The 23,973-nt window shown below is 61.4% G+C and carries 18 protein-coding genes and 1 pseudogene; 10 read left to right on the forward strand and 9 right to left on the reverse strand.

The annotated features are described in order from the left end of the window. Positions 1–99 precede the first annotated feature (99 nt). Positions 100–1,950: an AsmA family protein gene (locus AB2N04_RS17610; RefSeq protein WP_367715924.1), complete on the forward strand. Its 1,851-nt coding sequence runs from the start codon at positions 100–102 to the stop codon at positions 1,948–1,950. A gap of 35 nt (positions 1,951–1,985) precedes the next feature. On the opposite strand, the gene AB2N04_RS17615 is transcribed toward AB2N04_RS17610, so the two are convergent. From AB2N04_RS17615 to AB2N04_RS17635, 5 genes are all read right to left on the reverse strand, one after another. Beyond that, a complete protein-coding gene (locus tag AB2N04_RS17615) occupies positions 1,986–2,810 on the reverse strand; it encodes an ABC transporter permease (RefSeq protein WP_367715925.1) in 825 nt (274 codons plus the stop codon). A 2-nt stretch (positions 2,811–2,812) separates the two neighbouring features. Continuing rightward, positions 2,813–3,724, reverse strand: coding sequence for an ABC transporter permease subunit (locus AB2N04_RS17620; protein ID WP_367715927.1), 912 nt, complete (start codon positions 3,722–3,724; stop codon positions 2,813–2,815). 6 nt (positions 3,725–3,730) lie between these two features. Beyond that, entirely contained in the window at positions 3,731–4,870 is a 1,140-nt protein-coding gene (locus tag AB2N04_RS17625) for an ABC transporter ATP-binding protein (RefSeq protein WP_367715929.1), read from the reverse strand. 31 nt (positions 4,871–4,901) lie between these two features. Beyond that, on the reverse strand, positions 4,902–5,999 hold the full coding sequence (locus AB2N04_RS17630) for a polyamine ABC transporter substrate-binding protein (protein ID WP_367715930.1): 1,098 nt from the start codon (positions 5,997–5,999) through the stop codon (positions 4,902–4,904). Between the two features lie 119 nt (positions 6,000–6,118). Continuing rightward, positions 6,119–7,585, reverse strand: a complete 1,467-nt coding sequence (locus AB2N04_RS17635) for a glutamine synthetase family protein (RefSeq protein WP_367715932.1) — start codon at positions 7,583–7,585, stop codon at positions 6,119–6,121. 88 nt (positions 7,586–7,673) lie between these two features. Here AB2N04_RS17635 and AB2N04_RS17640 point away from each other — a divergent pair, with 88 nt between their 5' ends. Next, positions 7,674–8,651 carry an NADPH:quinone reductase gene (locus AB2N04_RS17640; RefSeq protein WP_367715934.1) on the forward strand — a complete coding sequence of 326 codons (978 nt, stop codon included), beginning with the start codon at positions 7,674–7,676 and terminating at the stop codon, positions 8,649–8,651. Between the two features lie 9 nt (positions 8,652–8,660). Here AB2N04_RS17640 and AB2N04_RS17645 read toward each other — a convergent pair whose 3' ends face one another. Next, entirely contained in the window at positions 8,661–10,106 is a 1,446-nt protein-coding gene (locus AB2N04_RS17645) for a short-chain fatty acyl-CoA regulator family protein (protein WP_367715935.1), read from the reverse strand. A gap of 283 nt (positions 10,107–10,389) precedes the next feature. On the opposite strand from AB2N04_RS17645, the gene aceA reads away from it, so the two are divergent. The 5 genes from aceA (at position 10,390) to AB2N04_RS17670 (ending at position 15,391) form a co-directional block, all read left to right on the forward strand. Continuing rightward, the gene (gene aceA, locus AB2N04_RS17650; protein ID WP_367715936.1) at positions 10,390–11,679 is read left to right on the forward strand and encodes an isocitrate lyase; all 1,290 of its coding nucleotides are present in this window, start codon (positions 10,390–10,392) and stop codon (positions 11,677–11,679) included. 36 nt (positions 11,680–11,715) lie between these two features. Continuing rightward, positions 11,716–11,961 carry a hypothetical protein gene (locus AB2N04_RS17655; RefSeq protein ID WP_223019696.1) on the forward strand — a complete coding sequence of 82 codons (246 nt, stop codon included), beginning with the start codon at positions 11,716–11,718 and terminating at the stop codon, positions 11,959–11,961. Positions 11,962–12,180: 219 nt separating this feature from the next. Next, complete coding sequence (locus AB2N04_RS17660) at positions 12,181–12,591, forward strand: response regulator (protein ID WP_367715937.1); 411 nt, start codon at positions 12,181–12,183, stop codon at positions 12,589–12,591. A 71-nt stretch (positions 12,592–12,662) separates the two neighbouring features. Beyond that, a complete protein-coding gene (locus tag AB2N04_RS17665) occupies positions 12,663–14,096 on the forward strand; it encodes a glutamine synthetase family protein (RefSeq protein WP_367715938.1) in 1,434 nt (477 codons plus the stop codon). 8 nt (positions 14,097–14,104) lie between these two features. Next, the gene (locus AB2N04_RS17670) at positions 14,105–15,391 is read left to right on the forward strand and encodes an NAD(P)/FAD-dependent oxidoreductase (RefSeq protein WP_367715940.1); all 1,287 of its coding nucleotides are present in this window, start codon (positions 14,105–14,107) and stop codon (positions 15,389–15,391) included. A 167-nt stretch (positions 15,392–15,558) separates the two neighbouring features. Here the strand turns inward: AB2N04_RS17670 and AB2N04_RS17675 are convergent, their stop codons facing one another. The 3 genes from AB2N04_RS17675 to AB2N04_RS17685 form a co-directional block, all read right to left on the reverse strand. Beyond that, positions 15,559–17,331: an SLC13 family permease gene (locus AB2N04_RS17675; protein ID WP_367715941.1), complete on the reverse strand. Its 1,773-nt coding sequence runs from the start codon at positions 17,329–17,331 to the stop codon at positions 15,559–15,561. Between the two features lie 123 nt (positions 17,332–17,454). Beyond that, positions 17,455–18,204 carry an SDR family oxidoreductase gene (locus AB2N04_RS17680; RefSeq protein ID WP_367715942.1) on the reverse strand — a complete coding sequence of 250 codons (750 nt, stop codon included), beginning with the start codon at positions 18,202–18,204 and terminating at the stop codon, positions 17,455–17,457. A gap of 20 nt (positions 18,205–18,224) precedes the next feature. Further along, the gene (locus AB2N04_RS17685) at positions 18,225–19,700 is read right to left on the reverse strand and encodes an aldehyde dehydrogenase family protein (protein ID WP_367715943.1); all 1,476 of its coding nucleotides are present in this window, start codon (positions 19,698–19,700) and stop codon (positions 18,225–18,227) included. 211 nt (positions 19,701–19,911) lie between these two features. On the opposite strand from AB2N04_RS17685, the pseudogene zwf reads away from it, so the two are divergent. The 3 genes and pseudogenes from zwf (at position 19,912) to edd (ending at position 23,952) form a co-directional block, all read left to right on the forward strand. Next, a pseudogene (zwf, locus tag AB2N04_RS17690) lies at positions 19,912–21,385 on the forward strand (glucose-6-phosphate dehydrogenase). Between the two features lie 2 nt (positions 21,386–21,387). Then, positions 21,388–22,101: a 6-phosphogluconolactonase gene (gene pgl, locus AB2N04_RS17695; protein WP_367715945.1), complete on the forward strand. Its 714-nt coding sequence runs from the start codon at positions 21,388–21,390 to the stop codon at positions 22,099–22,101. 36 nt (positions 22,102–22,137) lie between these two features. Then, a complete protein-coding gene (gene edd / locus AB2N04_RS17700) occupies positions 22,138–23,952 on the forward strand; it encodes a phosphogluconate dehydratase (RefSeq protein ID WP_367715947.1) in 1,815 nt (604 codons plus the stop codon). The last annotated feature ends 21 nt before the right edge of the window (positions 23,953–23,973 follow it).

Below are 23,973 nucleotides of genomic sequence, written 5' to 3' on the forward strand. Positions count from 1 at the left end.
TTGCTGGCTTACTGCATTTGCCTGCACATCGTTTCATTATGGACATCGTTCAACCGGCAGGCTCAAAAGATTGCGGTTGAACAGCGAGGATGAGGTTCCATGCCCTCGTCGGCAGTGAAAAAGAGTGTTGGGGCACTGATCGCAACCGCATTTATTGCGGTTCTGGTGGTGTTGTGCCTGCCTGTTCTGGCGTCCACGCAGATTGTCCGCGACAGCGTTGCCCAGCAGGTGAGCGCGTGGAGCGGCTATCGTGTTCGGCTCGATGATGCCCCCGAAATTCGCGTCTGGCCGTCCTTCAAGGCCATCCTGAACGACGTTGTCCTTTCGGACTGGAGTGATGAGAATGGCTCGCCCGTGATGGAGGCGGAGCGGGTGGAGATCGACCTATCGGCTCTCGCCGCTCTGCGTGGCAATGTTGTTTTCACGAAGATCCGACTGGTGCGTCCCGCCGTGCGTCTGGACAAGGAAGGCGGCGTGATGCGGCTGCGCTCGCTGCCGAACTGGGGCAGGCTTGCCCAGTCTGTGGAAGTTGCGCGGGAGCTGCTTTCCGCAGATCCGGCGGCTCCGGACAAGTCCTTGCTGCCAAGCGACAGTTTCGCTGTGGTGGAAATCGAGGACGGCCGCCTTGTGGAAAGCGACGCCACCAAACGGCCGCCGCTTTTAAGCAGCGTTTCGGGCACGTTCAACTGGCCCGCTCTCAACCGTGCCGCCACGCTTTCGGCGTCTGGCATATGGCACGGTGAAAGCATCACCATCGATGCTTCCACGGAAGAACCTCTCTTTCTTCTGGCGGGCGGAAAATCTGCTCTCTCCGTATCGCTCGAGAGTTCTCCCCTTACGCTTTCCTTCAAGGGCGAAGCGGATCTGATGGACAAGGTTTATGTGAATGGCCGGCTGGAGAGCTCCGCTCCTTCGCTTCAGCGCATGCTCGAATGGACAACGCTGGAAGACTGGCCTGGCAGCACGATCAAACCCGCTCGGCTAAGCAGTCTGGTTTCCGGCGACACCGAGCGGGTGAAATTTGAAGACGCACAGTTCAGTCTCGGTGAAAGCAATGCAACAGGTGTCTTTGCAATTGCCGCAACTGCCCCACACCCCACCGTTTCGGGCACGCTCGCTTTCAACGCTCTCGATCTGGGTGCCCTGCTGACCTCGCTCGCTCCCGATACCGATGTCCCGACACAGTCCAGCCCGGCCCACTGGGCGAGAAAACTCAACTTTGATCTCCGCCTGTCGTCATCCCAGGCAACGGCCGGTTCCATCTCGATGGAAAATGTCGCCGCCACCGCCCAGGTTCGCGACGGGCTTGTCAGTCTGGACATTTCCGACGCAGCGGCGTTTGGAGGCACGCTTCAGTTTGGCGTTCGACTAGACAACATGCAGGGGCGCGACCATGCGGAGTTGCGCATCGCGGCAGAAAACGTCGACGGCGGACAGATGGGAGAGAAGCTGCATTTCACGGCTTTCATGCCCAGTGCCAAAGGCTCCTTCACCGTTTTCCTCAAGGGACACGGGGAAACGCTCAATGAAATACTGGAAACATCGGACGGCTCCATTTCTGCCAGCTTCGGTGCGGGTCAGATTGCCGGATTGAACCTGGAGACATTCCGCGAACACAATGACAAGGGAAGTTTTTTCCCCCTTCAGAAGATTTCCGATGGCGCGTTGCAGATAGAAGGGGCCGAGCTCAAGGCCACACTGGCAGGTGGCATTGCCTGGATCGATACCGCGGTTGCGCACCTGAACACCGGAGAAAAGATCACCCTCGGGGGCCTCGTTCCCTTCGCTGGCCGAGGCATAGCACTGTCGGGCAGCATCATTCCTCCCGAAGCTGCTGTGGAAAAGGACGCGGATGCCGGAGAGACAGATCTGCCAGATGCACCACGGGAGACCTTTTTCGTCGGCGGTTCGTGGAACGCTCCCTTCATAGCCCCGTTTCTGATCGAATAAGGCAATTTTCTCGCATTTCCAGCCTGGACGGGTCTCTAGACAGTGACGTGGCTGGCGGATTGTCCGTTGCGGCCCCGCTGAACCGCCTGTCGCTTGGTCACGATGGACGCAACGATGACACCAAGCGCGACAATTCCGATCAGAATCGTGCAGACCGCGTTGATCTCGGGCGTAACCCCCAGACGCACCTGACTGTAGATTTTCATGGGCAGCGTTGTGGCACCGGGGCCGGAGGTGAAGCTGGCAATCACAAGATCATCGAGCGAGAGGGTGAAGGCAAGCATCCAGCCCGAAATCACCGCCGGCAGGATCACCGGAAGCGTGACCTGAAAGAACGCCCGCGTGGGCGTCGCACCGAGATCGAGGGCCGCTTCCTCAAGTGACTGATCGAAGCTCATCAGACGCGACTGGACCACCACCGCCACGAAACACATGGAAAAAGTGATGTGTGCGATCGTGACCGTGAGGAAGCCGCGGTCAAAATTGATTGCCACGAAGAGGAGCAGGAGCGACAGGCCGGTAATGACTTCCGGCATGACGAGGGGCGCAAACACCATGCCGGAAAACAGAAGCCGCCCGCGAAACCGCGTGTAGCGTGTCAGGGCAATGGCCGCCATCGTGCCGAGCACGGTTGCAACGGTGGCCGACAGGAAGGCGACCCGCGCCGTCACCCAGGCCGCATCCATCAGGCCACGATTGGAGAAAAGCTCCACATACCACTTCGTCGAGAAGCCCGCCCACACCGTGACGAGACGCGACTCGTTGAAGGAATAGATCACCAGGAGAAGGATCGGCAGGTACAGAAAGGCAAAGCCCAGCACGAGCGACACGATGTTGAAACGCCCCCAGCTTCCAGCCATGGCTAATTCCCCGCCTCGCGTGAGCGCGCCTGCGAGCGCTGGAAAAGCATGATCGGCACAATCAGGATCAAAAGCAGCACCACCGCGACGGCGGAGGACACCGGCCAGTCCCGGTTGTTGAAGAACTCGGTCCAGAGCGTCTTGCCGATCATCAGCGTGCGCGAGCCGCCGAGCAGATCCGGAATGACGAACTCGCCAACCGCCGGAATGAACACCAGCATGCAGCCAGCCACCACGCCCGGCAGCGACATGGGAAAGGTTACCTTCCAGAACGCGGCCGTGGGCGGGCAGCCAAGGTCGCGCGCGGCCTCGATCAACGAGCCATCCATCTTCTCCAGCGTCGAATAGAGCGGAAGCACCATGAATGGCAGATAGGAATAGACGATGCCAATATAGATGGCGGTCGTGGTGTTCAGGATGACGAGCGGTTCATCGATCAGGCCAAGGAACATCAGGAACTGATTGAGCAGCCCTTCCGGTTTCAGGATACCGATCCACGCATAAACGCGGATCAGGAAGCTCGTCCAGAACGGCAGAATGACAAGCATCAGGAGCGTCGGCCGGATTGATGCTGGCGCGCGCGCCATCCCATAGGCGATGGGATAGCCAACGGCCAGTGTGATGAGTGTCGAGACACCGGCGATCCAGATGCTGGAGAGATAGGCGTTGATGTAGAGCGGATCGTCCAGAAGCCACAGATAGTTGCTGAACGAGAGGGCCCCAATCTTCTCGAAAAGCGCGTATAATCCGGCGGCCAGGTCGAAAACCGGACGATAGGGCGGCATGGCCAGCGCCAGTTCCGAAAGCGAGATCTTGAAGACGATCAGGAACGGCGCAAGGAAAAAGACGAGCAGCCATAAATACGGTACGGCGATGACGAAGCGTGCCGCAAGGAAAGAGAATAATCGCGCCATCGCCGGTTACCGCGTCAGCACGACGCCGGCGTCTGCCGGGAAAGAGATCCAGGCACGGTCATGCCATGTGAGCACATCGTCCACCGCGCGACGCCGGTTGATGCTGCTTGCCTTCACGATGCGACCGTCATCGAGCTTTACATGGTGAATGGTCATATCGCCCAGATAGGCGATGTCCCAGACCTCGCCCTCGACCGCGTTGACCGCGCCTTCCGGCCGGCTACGGGAAATGTCGATCTTCTCCGGGCGGACGGCGAACCACACATTCGCACCTTTTTCGGCACCTGCGCCATTGATCACCGAAAGTTCGAACCCGGTTGCATCGACTATGCGCGCGCCCTCCCTGTCGGATGCCGTAACCGTTCCCTCGAACATGTTGATGGAGCCGACGAAATCGGCAACGAAACGCGAGTTCGGCGCCTCGTAGATCTCCGCCGGTGTTGCCACCTGAATGACATTGCCCCTGTCCATCACCGCAATGCGGTCGGCCATGGTCATGGCCTCTTCCTGATCGTGTGTAACGACCATGAAGGTGAGGCCCAGATCGTATTGCAGGTCGATCAGTTCGAACTGGGTCTCTTCGCGCAGCTTCTTGTCGAGTGCACCCAGCGGCTCGTCCAGCAACAGAAGCTTCGGCCGCTTGGCGAGCGAGCGGGCGAGCGCCACACGCTGACGCTGGCCGCCCGACAGCTGATGCGGCTTGCGCCTGGCAAAGGGTTCGAGCTTCACCAGCTTCAGCATGGCAGCCACCCGGTCGGCGATCTCGTCGGCCGGCATGCGATCCTGCTTCAGGCCGAAGGCGATGTTCTTTTCAACCGACATGTGTGGGAAGAGCGCATAGGACTGGAACATCATGTTGACCGGCCGCCTGTGCGGGGGGATGCCGGAAAGATCCTGCCCGTCGAGGAAAATGCGCCCGGAGGTGGGCTGCTCGAAACCCGCCAGCATGCGCAAAAGCGTGGTCTTTCCGCAGCCCGAAGCGCCAAGGAGCGCGAAGAACTCGCGCTCATAAATGTTTAGGGACAGGTCATCGACCGCCGTGAAGTCACCGAACGTCTTGGTGACATTCTCAAACGAGATATACGGCTTCGCCTGGGGATCGGCCCAGGGCGCAAAGCTGCGACGTGTGCTGCCGAGCGACTTCATCGGCGTCCCCTGTCCCCTGCCCTGAAACGGCCTACTGGCCCGTCACCACCTTGGTCCACATGCGCGTCACCTGGCGCTGCGTGCGCATGTCGTAGGGAAGCGGGGCCTGCAGCTTGTCCATGGTCGCCTCGTCGGGATAGACTGCCGGGTCACCGACCACCTCTTCGTCCATCTCCGCCTGCGCCGCCTTGTTGCCATTGGCGTACACGACATAGTTCGACGCCTTGGCGATCACATCCGGACGCATGATGTAATTGAGGAATTCGTGTGCCTCATCAACATTCTTTGCGTCAGCCGGGATTGCCATCTGGTCAAACCAGAGAAGAGCGCCTTCCTTGGGGATCGCATAGCCGACGGTTACGCCCTGATCGGCTTCCGCCGCACGGTCGCGCGCCTGAAAAACATCGCCCGAATAGCCAAGCGCCAGGCAGATGTCGCCATTGGCCAGGCCATTGATGTATTCGGAAGAATGGAACTTGCGCACGTAAGGACGCACGGAAAGAAGCAGTTCTTCCGCCTTGGCAAGATCATCCGAAGACGGCGAATTGGGATCGAGACCCAGATAGATGAGTGCTGAACGCACCACCTCACTGGCCGAATCCAGCATGTAGATGCCGCAATCCTTGAACTTCGCTGCCAGTTCCGGCGTGAACATCACGTCCCAGGTATCGATTTTCGGGGTGCCGAGAATCTCTTCGGCCTTGCCGACATTGTAGCCGACACCGGTCGTGCCCCACATGTAATTGATGGAGTATTCATTGCCCGGATCATAGACAGCGACGCGGTCGTTGATCATGTCCCACATGTTGGAGATGTTGGGCAGCTTGTCCTTGTCGAGCTTCTGGAACACGTCCGCACTGATCTGCCGGCCAAGAAACTCGCCTGAGGGCACCACCACATCATAGCCCGAACCGCCCGCCAGCAGCTTGGTCTCGAGAAGTTCGTTGGAATCGTAGACGTCATAGACAACCTTGATGCCTGTTTCCTCGGTGAAGTCCGCCAGGATCGACTCGTCGATATAGTCCGACCAGTTGTAGACATTGACGACGCGATCCTGAGCATTTGCCGCCGTCGAAACCGAAAGCGCGGCAAGCGAAACACAGGAAGCAAGTAGGGTTTTACGCAGCATGAAAATTCTCCCCAGGGGACTGATTTTGCCGACAGGCAAATCGCCGGCGGCACCCGCATGTTTTCATCAACCCTATTGTCGTTTCAGGGATGCGACAAGCGGCAAATTTCTGTTTGGGCTCAAAGATAAGTGGTGCGCTCCAGCGGCGTGATCTCGCTCCAGAAGGCGATGATTTCCGCGCGTTTCAGATCGCGATAGACCTTCGCGAGGAGCGGGCCGAGCGCCCGGTAGATGAAGCGGCTCCTTGAAGCAAGCTGAAGCGCATCATCCATGTCATCCGGCAGCTCTCTCCCGATATCCGCTCGTTCGTCATAGGCACTGCCTTCCACCGGCGGTGGAGGCTGCGCGCCCGCTTCCATCCCCTCGATCATCCCCTGGATGATTGCCGCCATCACGAGATACGGATTGGCATCCGCGCCGGAAATTCTGTGCTCGACGCGCCGGTTTTCCTCGGTCGAAACCGGAATCCGCAGCGCCACCGATCGGTTGTTTTCCGCCCAGACCGCATGGGTGGGCGCATAGGAGCCCGGTGTGATGCGACGGAAACCGTTCCAGGTGTTGATGTAGAGGATGAGCGATTCGGGCATGGTGTCGATGAGACCGGCCACCGCCGACAGCAAACGTTCACGGCCCGTCTCGCCGGCAAACACGTTTTGCCCCTCTGCATCAAGCATGGATGTATGCACATGCATGCCGTTGCCTGCATGGTCGATGAAGGGTTTGGCCATAAAGGTGGCAGTGAGCCCGTGCTCGCGCGCGCAGCCCATCACGATGCGACGCAGAAGGATGACATCATCCGCCGCCCGCAAGGGATCTGCCCGGTGTTTCAGATTGACCTCGAACTGGCCTGGAGCTGCCTCCTTGATGATCGTGTCGATTGGCAGGTTCTGTGCGTCCGCCGCGTCGCGGATCATGTCGAAGAGTGCCGCGTTTTCCGCCAGGTCGTCGAGCCCGTACATGCGCAGCCGGTCCGGCCCCTCGCCCGCGCCAAGTGGCGTTGGCATGCCGGCGGGATCCTGCTTTTCAGGATCGAGCAGATAGAACTCCAGCTCAAACGCGGCGACCGGAAAGAACCCTTTCGCATTTGCTTCCGCCACCTTGTGCTTCAGCACCTGGCGCGAATCCGCCATGAACGGCTCGCCCTCCGGCGTGAAGGTCTGGAGCAGAACCTGCGCGGTCTTGCGCCGGGCCCACGGGACGATCGCAAGTGAGCCGCGCGTTGCCCGGCAATAGCCGTCCTTGTCGCCGGTTTCGATGTGAAGTCCCGTTTCTTCCACCTCGCGCCCCCATACATCGAGGCCGTGCAGCGACATGGGAAAGTTCACGCCTTCCTGAAACGCCTTTTTGAGGCTGTCGCCCGGTGCCCATTTGCCGCGGATGATGCCGTTGGGATCGACGATGAGAAACTCGACCGCCTCCAGATCCGGATGCTGCTCGACAAAGGCGCGGTATTCGGCCTCGTGATCGGGCGAGATGAAGCGACCGCAATCGGGCTCGGCTTTTGCTGAAATTTCCGTGGCGGATGCTGGCGATACACTGGAACTGGGGTTAACGTCGGGGTCGATATTCGTTTCGGGGCGGTTCAAGATTGACCTGCATGATGGTTTCGGATGACAAAGCCTGCGCCGGATTTTCGAGGCTTGTCAATGCCGGCAGTGGGGCCAGGAGTTTGCGATGAGAGCGGCATGGTATGAGCGCAACGGCACGGCGCAGGACGTGCTCGAAGTGGGCGAGCTTCCCACGCCCACACCCGGCCCGGGCGAAGTGCGCGTGCGCCTTGCCGTCTCCGGCGTGAACCCTTCGGACGTGAAGGCCCGGGCAGGCCGTCCGCTCAATGCCGATCGTGTCATTCCGCACAGCGACGGGGCCGGCGAGATCGACGCCGTGGGCCCCGGAGTTGACCATGGCCGCGTCGGCCAGCGTGTCTGGGTCTGGAACGGCCAGTGGCGTCGCGCTTTCGGCACCGCTGCCGAGACAATCGTGTTGCCCGAGGCGCAGGCTGTTGCACTGCCGGCCAATATAGACTTCGCAGCCGGCGCCTGCCTCGGCATCCCTGCGATGACGGCCGTACACGCCGTCAACCTGTTCGGCGACGTGACCGGCAAGACCCTTCTCGTGACAGGAGCCGGCTCGTCGGTCGGACATTATGCAACCCAGGTCGCCAAAGCGCGTGGAGCCCGGGTTATTGCCACTGCATCGCCGGCCCGCTCTGCGCCCGCGCGCGCGGCAGGCGCGGATTTCGTGGTTGATTACAAGGCCAAGGATGTCGCCGCAAAGGTGAAAGAACTCACTGCCGGCAAGGGCGTGGACGGAATGATCGACATGGATCTCTATTCCAGCACGACCCTGATCTCCAACGGAGCACTGGCCCCTCACGGAAAGATCGTCTGCTACGGCTCAAGCAGGCAGGGCGACGTGCCGGTCTCGTTCCCCACACTCTTATGGAACAGTCTCACCTTACAGGTTTTTGTCGTCTACGAGTTACGAAGCCCGGAACGCCAAACCGCCATCTCCCAGCTCAATGCCATGCTGGAAAAGAACGCACTCAAACATTCCATCGGAAAACGCTTCGCCCTGCGTGACATCGTGAGCGCCCATCAAGCCGTGGAGCGCGGCGATGTTGTCGGCAATGTCGTGCTCGATATTGGCTGATCGGGACTTCTACTGAAAATCGAAGGCGCTCAGCCCCGTCACCATTTCGTCGAGCCCGAGCGGCCTTGTCACCGGCGGCTCGGCACGAGCCAGACACCCGGCCCGTTCGCACAAACGGCAGGCCGGACCTACCGGAGTGAGGGCATGTGTCGGCGCAGCGCCCGCCTTGCCAGGCGCGCCGGGCAGCGCATCGCCATAGACCACGCTTTCACGAAACCCCAGATCGCATCCCAGCAGAAGTGCCGTGCGGCGCGGACGCTCGGCAAAGGCGCCCTGCGGCCCCTCCAGCGTGCGTGCGATCGTGAGAAACTCGGCGCCGTCAGGCATTTCCACCGCCTCCACCAGCACCTGCCCGGGCTGGGCAAAGGCGGCATGGACCGCAAGCTTGGGGCAACCGCCACCGAAACGGGCCTGCGGAAAGCCCACCGCCCCCGCCTTGCGGAAACGATTGCCTGCATGGTCGACCTCGAGCATGAAAAATGGCACGCCCGACGCCCCCGGCCGGCCGAGCGTCGTCAGCCGGTTCGCCGCCTGCTCGAAGGACACGCCGAAGCGCGATTTCAGCACATCCACATCATAACGGGCGCGTTCCGCCGCCGAGAGGAAGGCCTGATAGGGCATCATCAGCGCATGAGCCGCATAACGTCCAAGCTCGAAGCGCGCCAGACGCCTTGCCTCATTGCTCGACAGCTTCAACGCCTCGATCTCCGCGGCAATCGCGACCGACATGCGCAGGAGGCAGGCTTCCATGGCGATTTCGCGCAGCTGATCGGCCGGCGAGAGGCGTTCGGAAATGAACAGCCGATGCGAATGCCGGTCGTAGCGCCGGCGCCAGTTCGGCATGGTCGCTACCGGGAGCAGACGCACCACGATGCCGTGCTCCTGCTTCAGCCAGCGTCGAACGGCACCGGACAGATCGTCGCCCGGTCCAATCAGCTTGTGGAAGCTTTCCGCCTCTTCTTCGAGAGAGGCGAAATGGTTTGCATGGCGCTCGAATGTCTCGCGAACCTCGTCGCTCGGCAGACGCGTTGCAGAAATGGCCGTAGTGCGCCCTTCCCGCGCAAGCAGCTCAGACAGGTCCGACATGCGATCCGTCTGCTCGCGATAGGCACGGTAGAGCTTGACGAGCGCGGCTGCAGCGTTGGGCGCGGCCTCGGAGACATCCACAAGCTCCTGCTCGCCCGGCAGTTCACCGGCCAGAAGCGGATCGGAAAACACCTCGCGCAGCGCGGCAAGTGAAAGCCCTGCCTCGCCCTGCAATTCATCCGGATCGACCTTGTAGACGGATGCGAGCTTGAGGATGAGCGAAACGGTAAGCGGCCGCTGGTTGCGCTCGATCAGGTTCAGATAGGACGGCGAGATGCCAAGTCCCTCCGCCATGGCTGTCTGGGTGAGCCCCTTGGCGGTTCGAATGCGCCTGATGCGCGGCCCGGCGAATATCTTCTGGTTGGCCATGATCGATCCCCATTGTTCTCCGCGTCCCCGGCAACACGCGGCCGTTCCGGCGTATTTTACACGATTTTACAAATTAGCCACACAAACCCGCCCTTACAATATTTACAAATTTACACGACATGCATGTCAAATTCCAGACATGCTGACACGAAAATCTCCCGTGAAACACTGATTTATCTACGCCTTCGCTGCGCCGCATTGTAAATCCTGTAACGAAATCGGAGCGCAAAGGTAGACCGCCAGAATGCTCCGCCAGCGAAACAAATCCTGTACGGAGGAAGTCATGACGGATTTTTACAACCTTGTTCCCGGCGCTGCGGAAGGCCGCTTCGATGGCATCGAGCGCCCCTACACCCCGCAGGATGTTCAGCGCCTTCGCGGCTCGGTCTCGATCCGTCACACGCTGGCAGAGGAAGGCGCAAAGCGCCTCTGGAAGCTCATACACGAGGAAGATTTCGTCAACGCGCTCGGCGCTCTCTCGGGCAATCAGGCCATGCAGATGGTCCGTGCCGGACTGAAGGCAATCTATCTCTCCGGCTGGCAGGTTGCGGCAGACGCCAACACCGCCTCGGCCATGTATCCCGACCAGTCGCTTTACCCCGCCAATGCGGGTCCCGAGCTTGCCAAGCGCATCAACCGCACGCTCCAGCGTGCCGACCAGATCGAGACGGCGGAAGGCAACGGCCTTTCGGTCGACACCTGGTTTGCACCGATCGTTGCCGATGCCGAAGCCGGTTTCGGCGGCCCGCTCAACGCGTTCGAACTGATGAAGGCCTATATCGAGGCAGGTGCGGCAGGCGTTCATTTCGAAGACCAGCTTGCATCGGAAAAGAAGTGCGGCCATCTGGGCGGCAAGGTTCTGATCCCGACGGCCCAGCACATCCGCAATCTGGATGCCGCGCGCCTTGCAGCCGACGTCATGGGCGTTCCGAGCCTCGTCATCGCCCGCACCGACGCCGAGGCCGCCAAGCTTCTGACCTCCGACATTGACGAGCGCGACCAGCCCTTCGTCGACTATGAGGCAGGCCGCACGGTGGAAGGCTTCTACCGTGTGAAGAACGGGCTCGACGCCTGCATCGCCCGCGCTGTTGCCTATGCGCCGCACACGGATCTGATCTGGTGCGAGACCTCGAAGCCGGATCTGGAGCAGGCGCGCAAATTCGCCGAGGGCGTTCACAAGGCGCATCCGGGCAAGCTGCTCGCCTACAACTGCTCGCCCTCCTTCAACTGGAAGAAGAACCTGGACGATACAACCATCGCCAAGTTCCAGCGCGAGCTTGGCGCCATGGGCTACAAGTTCCAGTTCATCACGCTGGCCGGCTTTCATCAGCTCAACTTCGGCATGTTCGAGCTGGCGCGCGGCTACAAGGACCGGCAGATGGCAGCGTATTCGGAGCTGCAGGAGGCCGAGTTTGCAGCCGAAGCCAATGGCTACACGGCGACCAAACACCAGCGCGAGGTTGGCACCGGCTATTTCGACGCTGTGTCCATGGCCATCACCGGCGGCCAGTCTTCGACCACCGCCATGAAGGAATCCACCGAAACTGCCCAGTTCCGCCCGGCGGCGGAATAACCCAACGGCCGAAAGGGCCGGGAAAGGAGAACGGAAATGACACCGAACACCCGCGTCAAGGAAAGAGCAGAGGAACAGGCAAGCGCCATGTCGTCCGACCAGCAGGCTCTCATCCGCATGGTGGCAAACGATCTGCACAGGCTAAACCAGGCGGTCATGAAGGCGGTCGATTCCGGTGTGTCCGTGGAACTGGTCCGCTCAGCACGCCATCATGGCGGGGAGGGAAACTGGGGCGACCTGTTGGTGCCGGTCATCGTCACCAATCGTCTGGCCGGCTCCTGACACCGGCCTGACGACCTCCAGTCTGGCGCCCGCGCAAGGTCTCCTGCGCGGGCGCTTTTTCATGTGCTGCCCATCTTTCTGCAGGATCTTATTCACCTGTTTTTAACGGCATAACAATTCGACGACATTTGTAACTTGACTTATCAACTTTGATGACATTGTTATTTAAATTCGCTCAACCCCACATTGTGCATTTCGCTCTGGAACGAGAGACCGCGTATGGTTATGCCTGCCTGCATTGCCGATCCTTCCCGCGCACTGGTCATTGCCGGTTCTCCGGTTAGCCGCATTGTGCTGTCCCGCATCGCCCGCCAGGCCTGTCTTAAAGTTCACGCAGTCGACCCATCGGAAGCCAGCCAGCTTCTGTCCACCGATGCAGGTGAGACCTCGCCCGGTCTTGTAATCATCGATATCGACGCTCAGATGCTGGTTTCAAATGACGTGTTCCAACACATCGAAACGCTTAGACGTGCTTCGCCGCGCCACCTTCCACGCGTGCTCACCATTGTTCCCCACCGTCATGAAAAGCGCACCGATGACGGTCCGGTCGATGCACAGGTCGTGCGCCCGGTGACACCCGAAACACTTCAGCCCGTCATTCAGCGTCTGCTGACCGGTGTCCTTGCCTGACAACAGCCCCTTCCCTTTCCTTCTGCCCCAAGTCTATACTCCGGCATCCAAACAATGATCCCTGGTGATTGATGCCTGACAGGAAGAAGCTAGCCCGCCGCGCCGGCCGAGGTGAATCGGTGCGCACGCCCGCATTTTTGAAAAACCTTCGCGGTGTGAAAGACTGGAAACAGGCCACCGCCTGGCTGGAATGGCGCGGCATCGAGGACATCGAGTGTATCACGCCCGATCAGGCCGGTGTTGCCCGCGGCAAGATGATGCCGTCCAAGAAATTCACCTCCAACACGTCGCTGGCACTGCCTTCGGCCGTCTTCATGACCACCATATCCGGCGAATACCCGGAGAACGGTGGCGATTTCGTCTATCCCGAAGATGATGGCGACCTGAAGCTCCTGCCGGATCTTTCCACGCTTTCCTCGGTCCCGTGGGAGACCGATCCGACCGCGCAGGTGATCTGCGATCTGGTGCATCAGGACGGGCGCGACGTGGCCTTCAGCCCACGCAATGTGTTGAAACGCGTGGTGGCCGAATATGCAAAGCACGGCCTGAAGCCTATCGTCGCACCGGAGATCGAGTTCTATCTGGTCGACAAGAACCCTGATCCAGACTACCCGCTCACCCCACCGGTCGGGCGCTCCGGCCGCCCCATCGGCGGCGGCCAGGGCTATTCGATTGCCGGCGTCAACGAATTCGACGAGCTGATCGACGACATCTACCACTTCTCCGAAGGCCAGGGGCTCGAGATCGACACGCTGATCCATGAAGAAGGGGCCGGCCAGCTCGAGATCAATCTGCGCCATGGCGATCCGATAGAACTTGCCGATCAGGTGTTCATGTTCAAACGCACCATCCGTGAGGCGGCGCTGAAGCACGACACCTATGCCACCTTCATGGCCAAACCGATCCAGAACCAGCCGGGTTCCGCCATGCACATCCACCAGTCGGTGGTGTCGCTCAAAACCGGCCAGAACGTGTTTTCCGACGAAAAGGGCGAAGAGACGGACACGTTCCGCCATTTCATCGGCGGCTTGCAACGCCACATCCCCAACGCGCTCATCATGCTGGCCCCCTATGTGAACTCGTATCGCCGGCTCACCCAGGGCACTGCGGTTCCCGTGAACACGCGCTGGGGCTATGACAACCGCACCACGGCCTTCCGTGTGCCGCGTTCCGATCCTGCGGCAAGGCGCGTCGAAAACCGCATCCCCTCTTCCGATGCCAACCCCTATCTGGCGCTCGCGGCCTCGCTTGCATGTGGGCTTGTCGGCATTCTGGAAAAGAACAGGCCCGATGCGCCCGCCGGCACCGCCGTCAATCAGGATGAGATCGAGCTGCCGCGCGGCCTTCTGGAGGCTGTCGCCCTGTTTGAGGGCGACGAGAGCCTGAAGGAGATGCTCGGCGCGCCCTTCATCTCCACCTTCGCGGCGATCAAGCGGGCCGAGTTCGAGACCTTCATGAAGGTCATCAGCCCGTGGGAGCGCGAATACCTGCTGCTCAACGTTTAGGCAAACCGATGGCCTACCAGTCGCCCGTTTCGCCCGGCCTCTCTTGGTATGAAGCGACCGTTGGTGCACGCCCCGAATATCCAACCCTTGATGGCGACCGTCGCGTCGATGTCGCCGTCATTGGCGGTGGCTTCACCGGCCTGTCCGCCGCCGCACATCTTGCGAAGGCGGGCGTCACTGTCACGCTGATCGAGGCGCACCGTTTCGGTGACGGCGCATCGGGCCGCAATGGCGGGCAGCTCGGCACCGGCCAGCGCGCCTGGGCGGAAGAACTGGAAACCGAGCTCGGCTTCACCCGTGCCAAAGCCCTGTTCGATCTTGCGGAAGAGGCCAAGGCCCATCTGCTCGATTTCGCTTCCGCCAACGCCCTCGAGATCGACTATCGGTCCGGCCAGATGTCGGTCGTTCACAAGAAGCGCTATCTGGACGAATACCGCCGGCACGCAGACACCATGCGCGAGCGCTTCGACTATCCGCACATCCGTTACATGGATGCGGCAGAAACCGCAGAACGCCTCGGTTCGACACGCTATTTCGGCGGCATCCGCGATACCGGCACCGGCCATATTCACCCGCTCAAGCTCGTGGTTGGCACCGCGCGCGTGGCAGCAGAGGCTGGCGCGGAGCTTTTCGAAAACACCCCCGCGACGAAGGTCTCTTCGGATGCAGGCGGTGTTCGCATCGAGACTCCGAGCGGCACGATCACCGCGGAGAAATGCCTGATCGCCACCAATGCCTATGGCGGCGATCTGGAGGCGAAGAGCGCGGCGCATGTCATGCCCATCGGCTCCTTCATCGGCGCAACACCCCCGCTCGGCGATGACAGTCCGGTCCTGCCGGGCGGCGAAGCGGTGGACGATTCCCGCTTCGTCGTGCGCTATTTTCGGCGCTCTGCCGATGGACGCCTCCTCTTCGGCGGTCGTGAAATCTATGCGCCTGGCGAAGACAAGGCGATCCATCACCACATCCGCCGCCAGATCGCCGAGCTTTATCCGGCCTTAAGCGATGTGGAGCTCACCCATGCATGGGGTGGTTATGTCGGCATTACCATGCCCAGAAAACCCTATGTGCGTGAGGTCATGCCCAACGTGATCTCCGCCGGCGGCTATTCGGGCCATGGCGTCATCTTGTCGAACTTTGTCGGCAGGCTCTATGCCGAAACCGTGTGCGGAAACCGCGACCGGCTGCGCCTCTTTGAGGAGCTGAAGATACCGCCCTTCCCCGGCGGTCGGCGCCTGCGCCCGATCCTGATGTTCCTGGCGCTCAACTGGTACGCCCTGCGCGACCGTCTATAGGCTCAACGCTCCCGTTGCATTGATGCTGTGCGTGGTTCGACAAGCTCACCATGAGGAAGGGTAGAGACCTTGCAAAGGGATCACGCCGCAAGTCGTTCTTGCAAGCGCCCACATCCCTCATGGTGAGCTTGTCGAACCACGCACCACGGACCCGGCTGTCACCCACGCTACAACGGCCAGAAGAACAGGATTGCCGGCACAGACACGGCGATGATCAGCACTTCCAGCGGCAGCCCCATGCGCCAGTAATCGCCAAAGCGATAGCCGCCCGGCCCCATGATGATCGTATTGTTCTTGTGGCCGATGGGCGTGAGGAAGGCGCAGGAGGCAGCCACCGCAACCCCCATCAGGAAGGGATCAGGCGAAACGTCGAGCCCCCGCGCAATGGAAAGCCCCACCGGAGCAGCAATCAGCGCCGTGGCCACATTGTTCAAAAAGTCCGAAAGCGTCATCGTCACGATCATCAGGATCGCAAGAATTGCCCAGGCGGGCAGCGCTCCCGTCAGAGAGAGAATGGAATCGGCAATCAGCTTCGTACCACCGGACTCCTCAAGCGCCAGCCCCAGCGGTATGAGCGATGCCAGAAGCACGATCACCGGCCACTCGACCGATTCATAGACTTCGCGCGCGCCGACAACATTAAACAGCGCATAGACAGCGACGGCACCGGCAAGTGCCACGGCAAGCGGCATCAATCCCATAACGGAAAGTGCAACCGCAAACGCAAAAACGCCCACGGCAAACAGCGCCTTGCCGCGCTGGATCACCGTGTGGCTCTTTTCGGCAAGCGGCAGCACGCCAAGCCAGTCGGCTGCGTCATTGACCCGGCTTTCGGGCCCCAGAAGAAGCACCACGTCGCCCGGTTTGATGACCAGCTTGCGCACCCGCTCGCGGAATCGGCGCCCCTGACGCGAAACACCAAGCAGCGTCACGCCGCGCCGGTAAAGCAGCCGCAGATCGAGCGCCGTGCGCCCCACCATGCGGGCATTGTCGGGCACGATCGCCTCCACCAGCACCAGCGACTTGCCACGAATGCCGCCATGTTCTCCCGAGCCTGGCGCATCAAGCCCGGCAGCGCCGATGAAGGCTTCAATCGACTTCGGATCGCCCTCGAGAATGACGTGATCGCTCTTGCGCAATTCCTCGCCGGCAGCAAATCCCGGCAGGCGCTTGCCGCGCCGCACCAGGCCGAGAACCGTGACATCATGCTCATCGGCAAGCGGATAAAGCTCGCTGACCGATTTGCCGACAAAGTTCGACTTTTCCTTGACCCCCGCTTCCGCAACAAACAGCCCCGCCGCACCATCTTCACCGACCGCCGCCGCCTGTCCGACATCGGGAATAAGGCGCCAACCTACCGTTGTCACGAATGCAATGCCGACAATGGCACACACCAGCCCCACCGGCGAAAAATCGAACATGGAAAAGGATTCGCCCAGCGCCCGCCCGCGAAACTCTGCAATGACGATGTTGGGCGGTGTGCCGATCAGCGTGATCATACCGCCGAGGATGGTTGCGAAGGATAGCGGCATCAGCGATTGGGAGACTGGGCGCTTGGCTTTTTTTGCCGCCTCGATGTCGAGCGTCATCAGCATGACCAGCGCGGCCACATTGTTGATGACGGCGGAAAGCCCCGCCCCAATGACCGACATGAAGCCGATATGCGTGGAAAGCGCGCGCCCGGATGAAAGCACGAAGCGGGCTATCAGCTCCACGGCGCCAGCATTCATCATTGCGCGCGAGACGATCAGCACCAGCGCGATGATCACCACCGCCTCATGCCCGAAGCCCATGAAGGCGTCATGCGGGTCCACAACGCCCGCGGCCACAGCGATGATCAGCGCCGCGAAGGCAACGAGGTCATAGCGGATGCGACCCCAGACAAGGAAAGCAAAGACAACGCCCAGCAGACTGAAAAGAAAGATCTGCTCATAGGTCATGCATATGCCTCTTGCCTGCGGACGCTCGTCGCTTCAATAGCGCCCTGTTGGTTAATCCGACAATAGGGAATTCCGCGCCGGGCCGCCGGTTCCCGCTCTTGCGAAACTCTTTTCGCGCTGCTGTCAGATGCAGCGCCCGCCATCCACTTCCAGCGCAACACCGGTGATGAACTGGGCTTCTTCCGAAGCGAGCCACAGGGCCGCATTGGCGATGTCGAGCGGTGTGGAAAGCCGGCCAAGCGGAATGGATGCACGAAACTGCGCACGCTTTTCCGGCGTGTCCTCGCCCATGAACTGGTCGAGCATGCCGGTCTCGCCCGCCACCGGACAAAGACAGTTCACACGGATGTTCTGCGGCGCGAGTTCCACCGCCATCGACTTGGTCGCGGTGATCGCCCAGCCCTTCGAGGCATTGTACCAGGTGAGCCCCGGGCGCGGGCGCAGACCCGCTGTCGATGCGGTGGTGATGATCGAGCCGCCGCCCTGCTTGTCCATGATCGGCACCACCGCCTGTGCAGCGTGATAGATCGCCTTCATGTTGACGGCAGTGATGAGATCGAAAGTCTCTTCATCAACCTCGAGCATGGGGCCGTTGCGATGCGTGTAGCCGGCATTGTTGACCATGATGTCGAGCCGGCCATGGGCCTGCATGGCGGCATCCACCATCGCGTCCACATCGGCCTTCATGGACACGTCGGCGGTGACGGGCAGCGCCGCTTCACCGATCTCGCCGGCGATCTTCTCGGCACCCTTCGCGTTCAGATCCGCAACGATGACCTTCGCGCCTTCCTCGGCGAAACGCTTTGCCATACCAGCGCCAAAACCGGACGCCGCGCCGGTGATCACGGCGACCTTGCCTTCAAGTCGTGCCATTTTAGAAATTCCTGTCAGTGTTAGCCGTGGTTGAAAACGATTGTCTTTGTGGCGGACATGTCGAACAGCGCTTCAAAGCCCTTTTCGCGTCCATGGCCGGATTTCTTGAACCCGCCGAAGGGAAGCTCGATGCCGCCGCCCGCGCCATAGCCATTGACGAAAACCTGGCCGGCGCGAACGCGCTTGGCCACGCGGTGCTGGCGCGCGCCGTCACGCGTCCACACGCCGGCCACGAGGCCGAATTCCGTGTCGTTGGCAAGGCGGATCGCTTCCGCCTCGTCCGCGAACGGGAAGAGCGAAAGGACAGGGCCGAACACCTCTTCCTGCGCAAGTGCTGCCTTCGGATCGACCGCACCGAAAAGCGCCGGCGCCTGATAATAGCCGCCTTCCGGCGCATCCGAATGCACCGTGCCCTCGGCCAGAAGCGGGATGCCCGCTTCCTTTGCTGCTGCGATAAATCCGGCGACCTTGTCGCGCTGCGCGGGATTGACCAGAGGGCCAATGTCGAGATCGGCATCGTGCGGTCCGGCCACCAGTTTCGAGAAGCGCTCTGCCAGTGCCGAAGCGACTTCCTCATAGACCGGCTCTTCGATCAGCACGCGGCTGCCGGCAGAGCAGGTCTGCCCGCCATTCTGGATGATGGCGTTGACGAGCACCGGAAGCGCTGCCTCGATATCCGCATCGGCAAACACGATTTGCGGGGATTTGCCGCCGAGTTCCATGGTCACACCGCGATTGTTCACGGCGGCTGCCTGCTGGATTGCCGTGCCGGTCATCGGCGACCCGGTGAAGGTCACGTAATCCACCAGAGGATGCGCGGAAAGGGCGGCACCGGCGCTGCGGCCATAGCCGGTGATGACGTTGAACACGCCTTCGGGAATGCCCGCCTCATGCGCGAGTTCCGCAATGCGGAGCGTCGTCAGCGAAGCGTCCTCGGCGGGCTTAACCACCAGCGTGTTGCCCATGGCGAGTGCCGCGCCCACGACCCGGGCGAGAATCTGCATCGGATAGTTCCACGGGGTGATGCCCACCACCACGCCATGCGGCTCGCGCAGCGTCAGCGTCGTATAGCCATCCAGAAACGGGATCGTGTCGCCGTGGATCTTGTCGGCCGCGCCGCCGTAAAACTCATAATAGCGCATGGTGGCCGTCACATCCGCCTTGCCCTGGCGGACCGGCTTGCCGGTGTCGCGCGATTCAAGCGCTGCCAGTTCCTCACCGTGCTTCTCGACCAGGTGAAAAAGCCGCGTCAGGCAGCGCCCGCGCTCCACCGCCGGCATGCGGCTCCATGGCCCCTCGTCAAACGCCTTGCGGGCGGATTTCACAGCCAGATCCACATCCGCCTCGTTGGATGCGGGGATGGAAGCGAAAACCTTGCCATCGGAGGGGCAGCGAACGTCGATGCGTTCGCCCGAGAGCGAATCGACGGAGCGCCCGTCGATGAACTGCATGAAAGCGCGGCCCTCAGCCACGCTGCGCGAAAAATGGGTTCCCATCCCTGCCGCTCCGGTTTGTAATCTCTGTACGCAAGCCTATGCTCGCGAAGGGAACCATGGGAAACCCGCCATGCGAAGACATGTCAAGGCACAAATGGTTATGCAGGTTTGGCTCAGCCTCGATCTGCGCGTGCGACCGAATCCCATCTGGCTTTCTTAAATCGATTAGACTATAGCAACGGCAAGCTGTACGGACGCAGATGGAGAAACCATGACCAGCCAGACAATTCCGGTCGAACCTTTCGATCTCGTGGTGTTCGGCGCTACGGGCGATCTCTCCGAGCGCAAGCTACTGCCGGCACTCTATCAGCGTCAGCGGGCCGGGCAGTTCACCGATCCGACCCGCATCATCGGCTCCTCGCGCACCAAACTCTCCGATGAGGAGTTTCGCAACTTTGCGGAAAAGGCGATCCGCGAGCATGTGGCCAAGGACGATATCGAGCCGAAGGAACTGAAGCACTTTCTGGCTCGTCTTTCCTATGTGCCGGCGGATGCGAAATCGGGCGAAGGTTTTGCAGAGCTCAAAACCGAGGTCGGTGACAGCAAAAGCGTGCGCGCCTTCTACATGGCCGTCGCACCAAGCCTCTTCGACGACATTGTCGGTCAGGTCGACAAGCACGGCCCTGGCGACCGATACCGCTCGCGTGATCGTGGAAAAGCCGATCGGTCGTTCTCTGGCCTCTGCGCACGAATTGAACGACGCCATTGCCCGCGTCTTTGACGAGCACAATGTCTTCCGCATCGACCATTATCTCGGCAAGGAGACAGTGCAGAACCTGATGGCGCTGCGCTTTGCCAATGCGCTTTACGAGCCGCTCTGGAATTCTGCCCATATCGACCACGTGCAGATCACGGTCGCCGAATCCGTCGGGTTGGAAGGCCGCGCGGGCTATTACGACAAGGCCGGCGCCCTGCGCGACATGGTGCAGAACCACATTCTCCAGCTTCTCTGCCTCGTTGCCATGGAGGCACCAGCCTCGATGGATGCCGACACGGTGCGCGACGAGAAGCTGAAGGTGTTGCGCGCGCTGAAGCCCATCACCGCTGCGAGTGCGGAAAAGGCGACGGTGCGCGGCCAGTATCGCGCCGGTGCCTCCAATGGCGGCGCGGTGAAGGGCTATACGGAAGAACTTGAAAGCGGTGAGAGCAACACCGAAACCTTCGTTGCCATCAAGGCCGAGATCGAGAACTGGCGCTGGGCGGGCGTGCCCTTCTATCTGCGCACCGGAAAGCGGCTTGCGACCCGCGTTTCGGAAATCGTCATCGAGTTCAAGCCGATCCCGCATTCCATCTTCGAGGATGGCGCCGGCAAGGTCTTTGCCAATCAGCTCGTCATCCGCCTGCAGCCGGATGAGGGCGTCAAACAGTGGATCATGATCAAGGATCCCGGCCCCGGCGGCATGCGCCTGCGCCATGTGCCACTCGACATGAGTTTTGCCGAATCCTTCAGCGTGCGCAATCCCGATGCCTATGAGCGGCTCATCATGGACGTGATCCGTGGCAACCAGACCCTTTTCATGCGCCGCGACGAGGTGGAAGCGGCATGGCGCTGGATCGACCCCATCATCGCCGCATGGGAAGACAATGAGCAGCAGGCGCAGGGCTATACGGCAGGCACATGGGGCCCGTCCTCCTCCATTGCGCTGATCGAGCGCGACGGCCGCACCTGGCACGAGAGCACCTGACCATGGTCGACTGCAAATGGCATGAATTCGCCTCGCCCGAGGCGCTGGCAAAAGAGCTTTCGGCAAACGTGGCCGAAAAGCTGGCCGCCGCCGTCAGGGAGCGGGGTCACGCGGCGATTGCCGTCTCTGGCGGCCGCACGCCGGCCCTCTTCTTCGACCATCTGTCGCGGCGCGACATCCCGTGGGACAAGGTCACCGTCACCCTCGTGGACGAGCGTTTCGTTCCGGCCGATTCACCGCGCTCCAATGCCCGGCTGGTCGCCCAGCATCTATTGCAGAACAAGGCCGCCCGCGCCGCCTTTGTCGGCCTCTACCAGCCTGCAGACAGCATTGCCGATGCGGCTGCGGAAGCCGCAAACGTTGTCGCGGAAATTCCGGCACCGCTGGATGTCGTTGTGCTCGGCATGGGCAACGACCGGCACACCGCCTCGTTCTTTCCCGACGCCACGACCATCGAGACGCTGCTCAAACCGGCGGAAGGGCCGGACGTGTTTCCCGTCTCCTCCGAGAGTGCCGGAGAGCCCCGCCTCACACTCTCCATGAACCGCATCGCCGGCGCGCGTTTCCTCGCTCTCCATATCGAGGGCGACGACAAGCGGAAGACGCTTGAAGAAGCGCTTGCCATGCAACCCGGTCCGGACACGCCCATCAGTGCGGTGCTCGCCGGGGCAAAACACCCTGCCCGGATTTTCTGGGCGCCCGCCAGCCAGAGCTGAGGCGCGGGACCAACTGCAAGAACAGGACGCCACGCCATGACCGCCAGACCCGAAATCGAAGCCGTCACAGCCCGCATCCGCGAGCGTTCACGTGCCAGCCGCGAAGCCTATCTTGAACGTCTCGACCATGCGGCCGGACAGGCCGTTCACCGCTCGGTTCTCTCTTGCGGCAACCTCGCCCATGGTTTTGCCGCCTGCGGCCCGACCGACAAGGCAGCGCTTTCAGGCGACCGGGTTCCCAATCTTGGCATTGTCACCGCCTATAACGACATGCTCTCGGCGCATCAGCCCTTTGAGCCCTACCCCAACATGATCAAGGACGCCGCGCGCGCAGCCGGCGGCGTGGCACAGGTGGCCGGCGGTGTGCCCGCCATGTGCGACGGCGTCACCCAGGGCCAGCCCGGCATGGAGCTCTCGCTTTTCTCGCGCGATGTCATCGCCATGTCGGCTGCCGTCGGCCTGTCGCACAACATGTTCGATGCCGCCGTCTATCTGGGCGTCTGCGACAAGATCGTGCCGGGCCTTGTGATTGCCGCCCTCACCTTCGGCCATCTGCCCGCCGTCTTCATCCCTGCCGGGCCAATGACATCCGGCCTGCCCAATGACGAAAAGGCGCGCATCCGACAGCTTTATGCCGAAGGCAAGGTCGACCGCGCCGCCCTGCTCGAAGCGGAGTCCAAATCCTATCACGGTCCCGGCACCTGCACCTTCTACGGCACCGCCAATTCCAACCAGATGCTGATGGAGATCATGGGCCTGCACACGCCAGGCTCCTCCTTCATCAACCCGAACACGCCCCTGCGTGACGCCCTGACGAAGGAAGCGGCCAAACGCGCGCTTGCCATCACGGCACTCGGGAACGAGTTCACGCCCGTTGGCCGCATGATCGACGAGCGCTCCATCGTCAATGGCGTGGTCGGGCTTAACGCCACCGGCGGCTCCACCAACCACACCATGCATCTGGTTGCCATGGCGGCGGCAGCCGGCATCAGGCTCACCTGGGACGACATTGCCGAAATCTCCGACCATGTGCCGCTTCTCGCCCGCGTCTATCCCAACGGGCTAGCGGACGTGAACCATTTTAACGCCGCCGGCGGCATGGGTTTCCTGATCCGCGAACTCCTCGACGACGGCTATCTGCACGAGGACGTGCGCACGATCTGGGGCGAGGGTCTGCGGCCTTACACGGTCGAGGCGAAGCTTGCCGATGACGGTACGGTCGCGCGTGAGCCCGCACCCGCCACCAGCGGCAACGAAAAGGTGCTCACCACCGCCGCCAAGCCGTTTCAGGAAAGCGGCGGCATCCGCGTCCTGTCTGGCAATCTGGGCAAGTCCATCATCAAGATTTCCGCCGTGAAACCCGAGCACCGGCTGATCGAGGCACCGGCCATCATCTTCCATTCGCAGGATGAGATGCAGGAGGCCTTCAAGGCCGGCAAGCTCGACCGCGACTTTATCGCGGTCATCCGCTTTCAGGGTCCCAAGGCCAATGGCATGCCCGAACTCCACAAGCTCACGCCTGCCCTCGGCGTGTTGCAGGATCGCGGTCGGCGCATCGCGCTTGTGACGGACGGACGCATGTCTGGCGCTTCCGGCAAGGTGCCGGCTGCCATCCATGTCACGCCCGAGGCGCTCGACGGCGGCATGATCGGCAAATTGCGTGACGGCGACCCGATGCGTCTTGATGCCGAGAAGGGCACGATTGAAGTGCTGATCGACGCCGAAGAGCTCGCCGCCCGCGAAAGTGCTGCACCCGACCTGTCCTCAAACCAGTTCGGCATGGGGCGCGAGCTTTTTGCGGGCTTTCGCCAGCTTGCAGGCCGGGCCGATCAGGGGGCGGCCGTTTTCTGATCTGGAACCTTAAGCCGGAAC

It is taken from the genome of Nitratireductor sp. GISD-1A_MAKvit (genome assembly GCF_040819555.1).
GTDB lineage: Bacteria > Pseudomonadota > Alphaproteobacteria > Rhizobiales > Rhizobiaceae > Nitratireductor.

What these genes read in the sequence shown, in the direction of transcription:
- AB2N04_RS17675 (WP_367715941.1), bottom strand. Translation starts at nt 17,331, where the DNA reads ATGACCTATGAGCAGATCTTTCTTTTCAGTCTGCTGGGCGTTGTCTTT.
- AB2N04_RS17630 (WP_367715930.1), bottom strand. Translation starts at nt 5,999, where the DNA reads ATGCTGCGTAAAACCCTACTTGCTTCCTGTGTTTCGCTTGCCGCGCTT.
- AB2N04_RS17670 (WP_367715940.1), top strand. Translation starts at nt 14,105, where the DNA reads ATGGCCTACCAGTCGCCCGTTTCGCCCGGCCTCTCTTGGTATGAAGCG.
- AB2N04_RS17680 (WP_367715942.1), bottom strand. Translation starts at nt 18,204, where the DNA reads ATGGCACGACTTGAAGGCAAGGTCGCCGTGATCACCGGCGCGGCGTCC.
- pgl (WP_367715945.1), top strand. Translation starts at nt 21,388, where the DNA reads ATGGTCGACTGCAAATGGCATGAATTCGCCTCGCCCGAGGCGCTGGCA.
- aceA (WP_367715936.1), top strand. Translation starts at nt 10,390, where the DNA reads ATGACGGATTTTTACAACCTTGTTCCCGGCGCTGCGGAAGGCCGCTTC.
- AB2N04_RS17665 (WP_367715938.1), top strand. Translation starts at nt 12,663, where the DNA reads ATGCCTGACAGGAAGAAGCTAGCCCGCCGCGCCGGCCGAGGTGAATCG.
- AB2N04_RS17685 (WP_367715943.1), bottom strand. Translation starts at nt 19,700, where the DNA reads ATGGGAACCCATTTTTCGCGCAGCGTGGCTGAGGGCCGCGCTTTCATG.
- AB2N04_RS17620 (WP_367715927.1), bottom strand. Translation starts at nt 3,724, where the DNA reads ATGGCGCGATTATTCTCTTTCCTTGCGGCACGCTTCGTCATCGCCGTA.
- edd (WP_367715947.1), top strand. Translation starts at nt 22,138, where the DNA reads ATGACCGCCAGACCCGAAATCGAAGCCGTCACAGCCCGCATCCGCGAG.
- AB2N04_RS17645 (WP_367715935.1), bottom strand. Translation starts at nt 10,106, where the DNA reads ATGGCCAACCAGAAGATATTCGCCGGGCCGCGCATCAGGCGCATTCGA.
- AB2N04_RS17610 (WP_367715924.1), top strand. Translation starts at nt 100, where the DNA reads ATGCCCTCGTCGGCAGTGAAAAAGAGTGTTGGGGCACTGATCGCAACC.
- AB2N04_RS17640 (WP_367715934.1), top strand. Translation starts at nt 7,674, where the DNA reads ATGAGAGCGGCATGGTATGAGCGCAACGGCACGGCGCAGGACGTGCTC.
- AB2N04_RS17655 (WP_223019696.1), top strand. Translation starts at nt 11,716, where the DNA reads ATGACACCGAACACCCGCGTCAAGGAAAGAGCAGAGGAACAGGCAAGC.
- AB2N04_RS17660 (WP_367715937.1), top strand. Translation starts at nt 12,181, where the DNA reads ATGGTTATGCCTGCCTGCATTGCCGATCCTTCCCGCGCACTGGTCATT.
- AB2N04_RS17615 (WP_367715925.1), bottom strand. Translation starts at nt 2,810, where the DNA reads ATGGCTGGAAGCTGGGGGCGTTTCAACATCGTGTCGCTCGTGCTGGGC.
- AB2N04_RS17625 (WP_367715929.1), bottom strand. Translation starts at nt 4,870, where the DNA reads ATGAAGTCGCTCGGCAGCACACGTCGCAGCTTTGCGCCCTGGGCCGAT.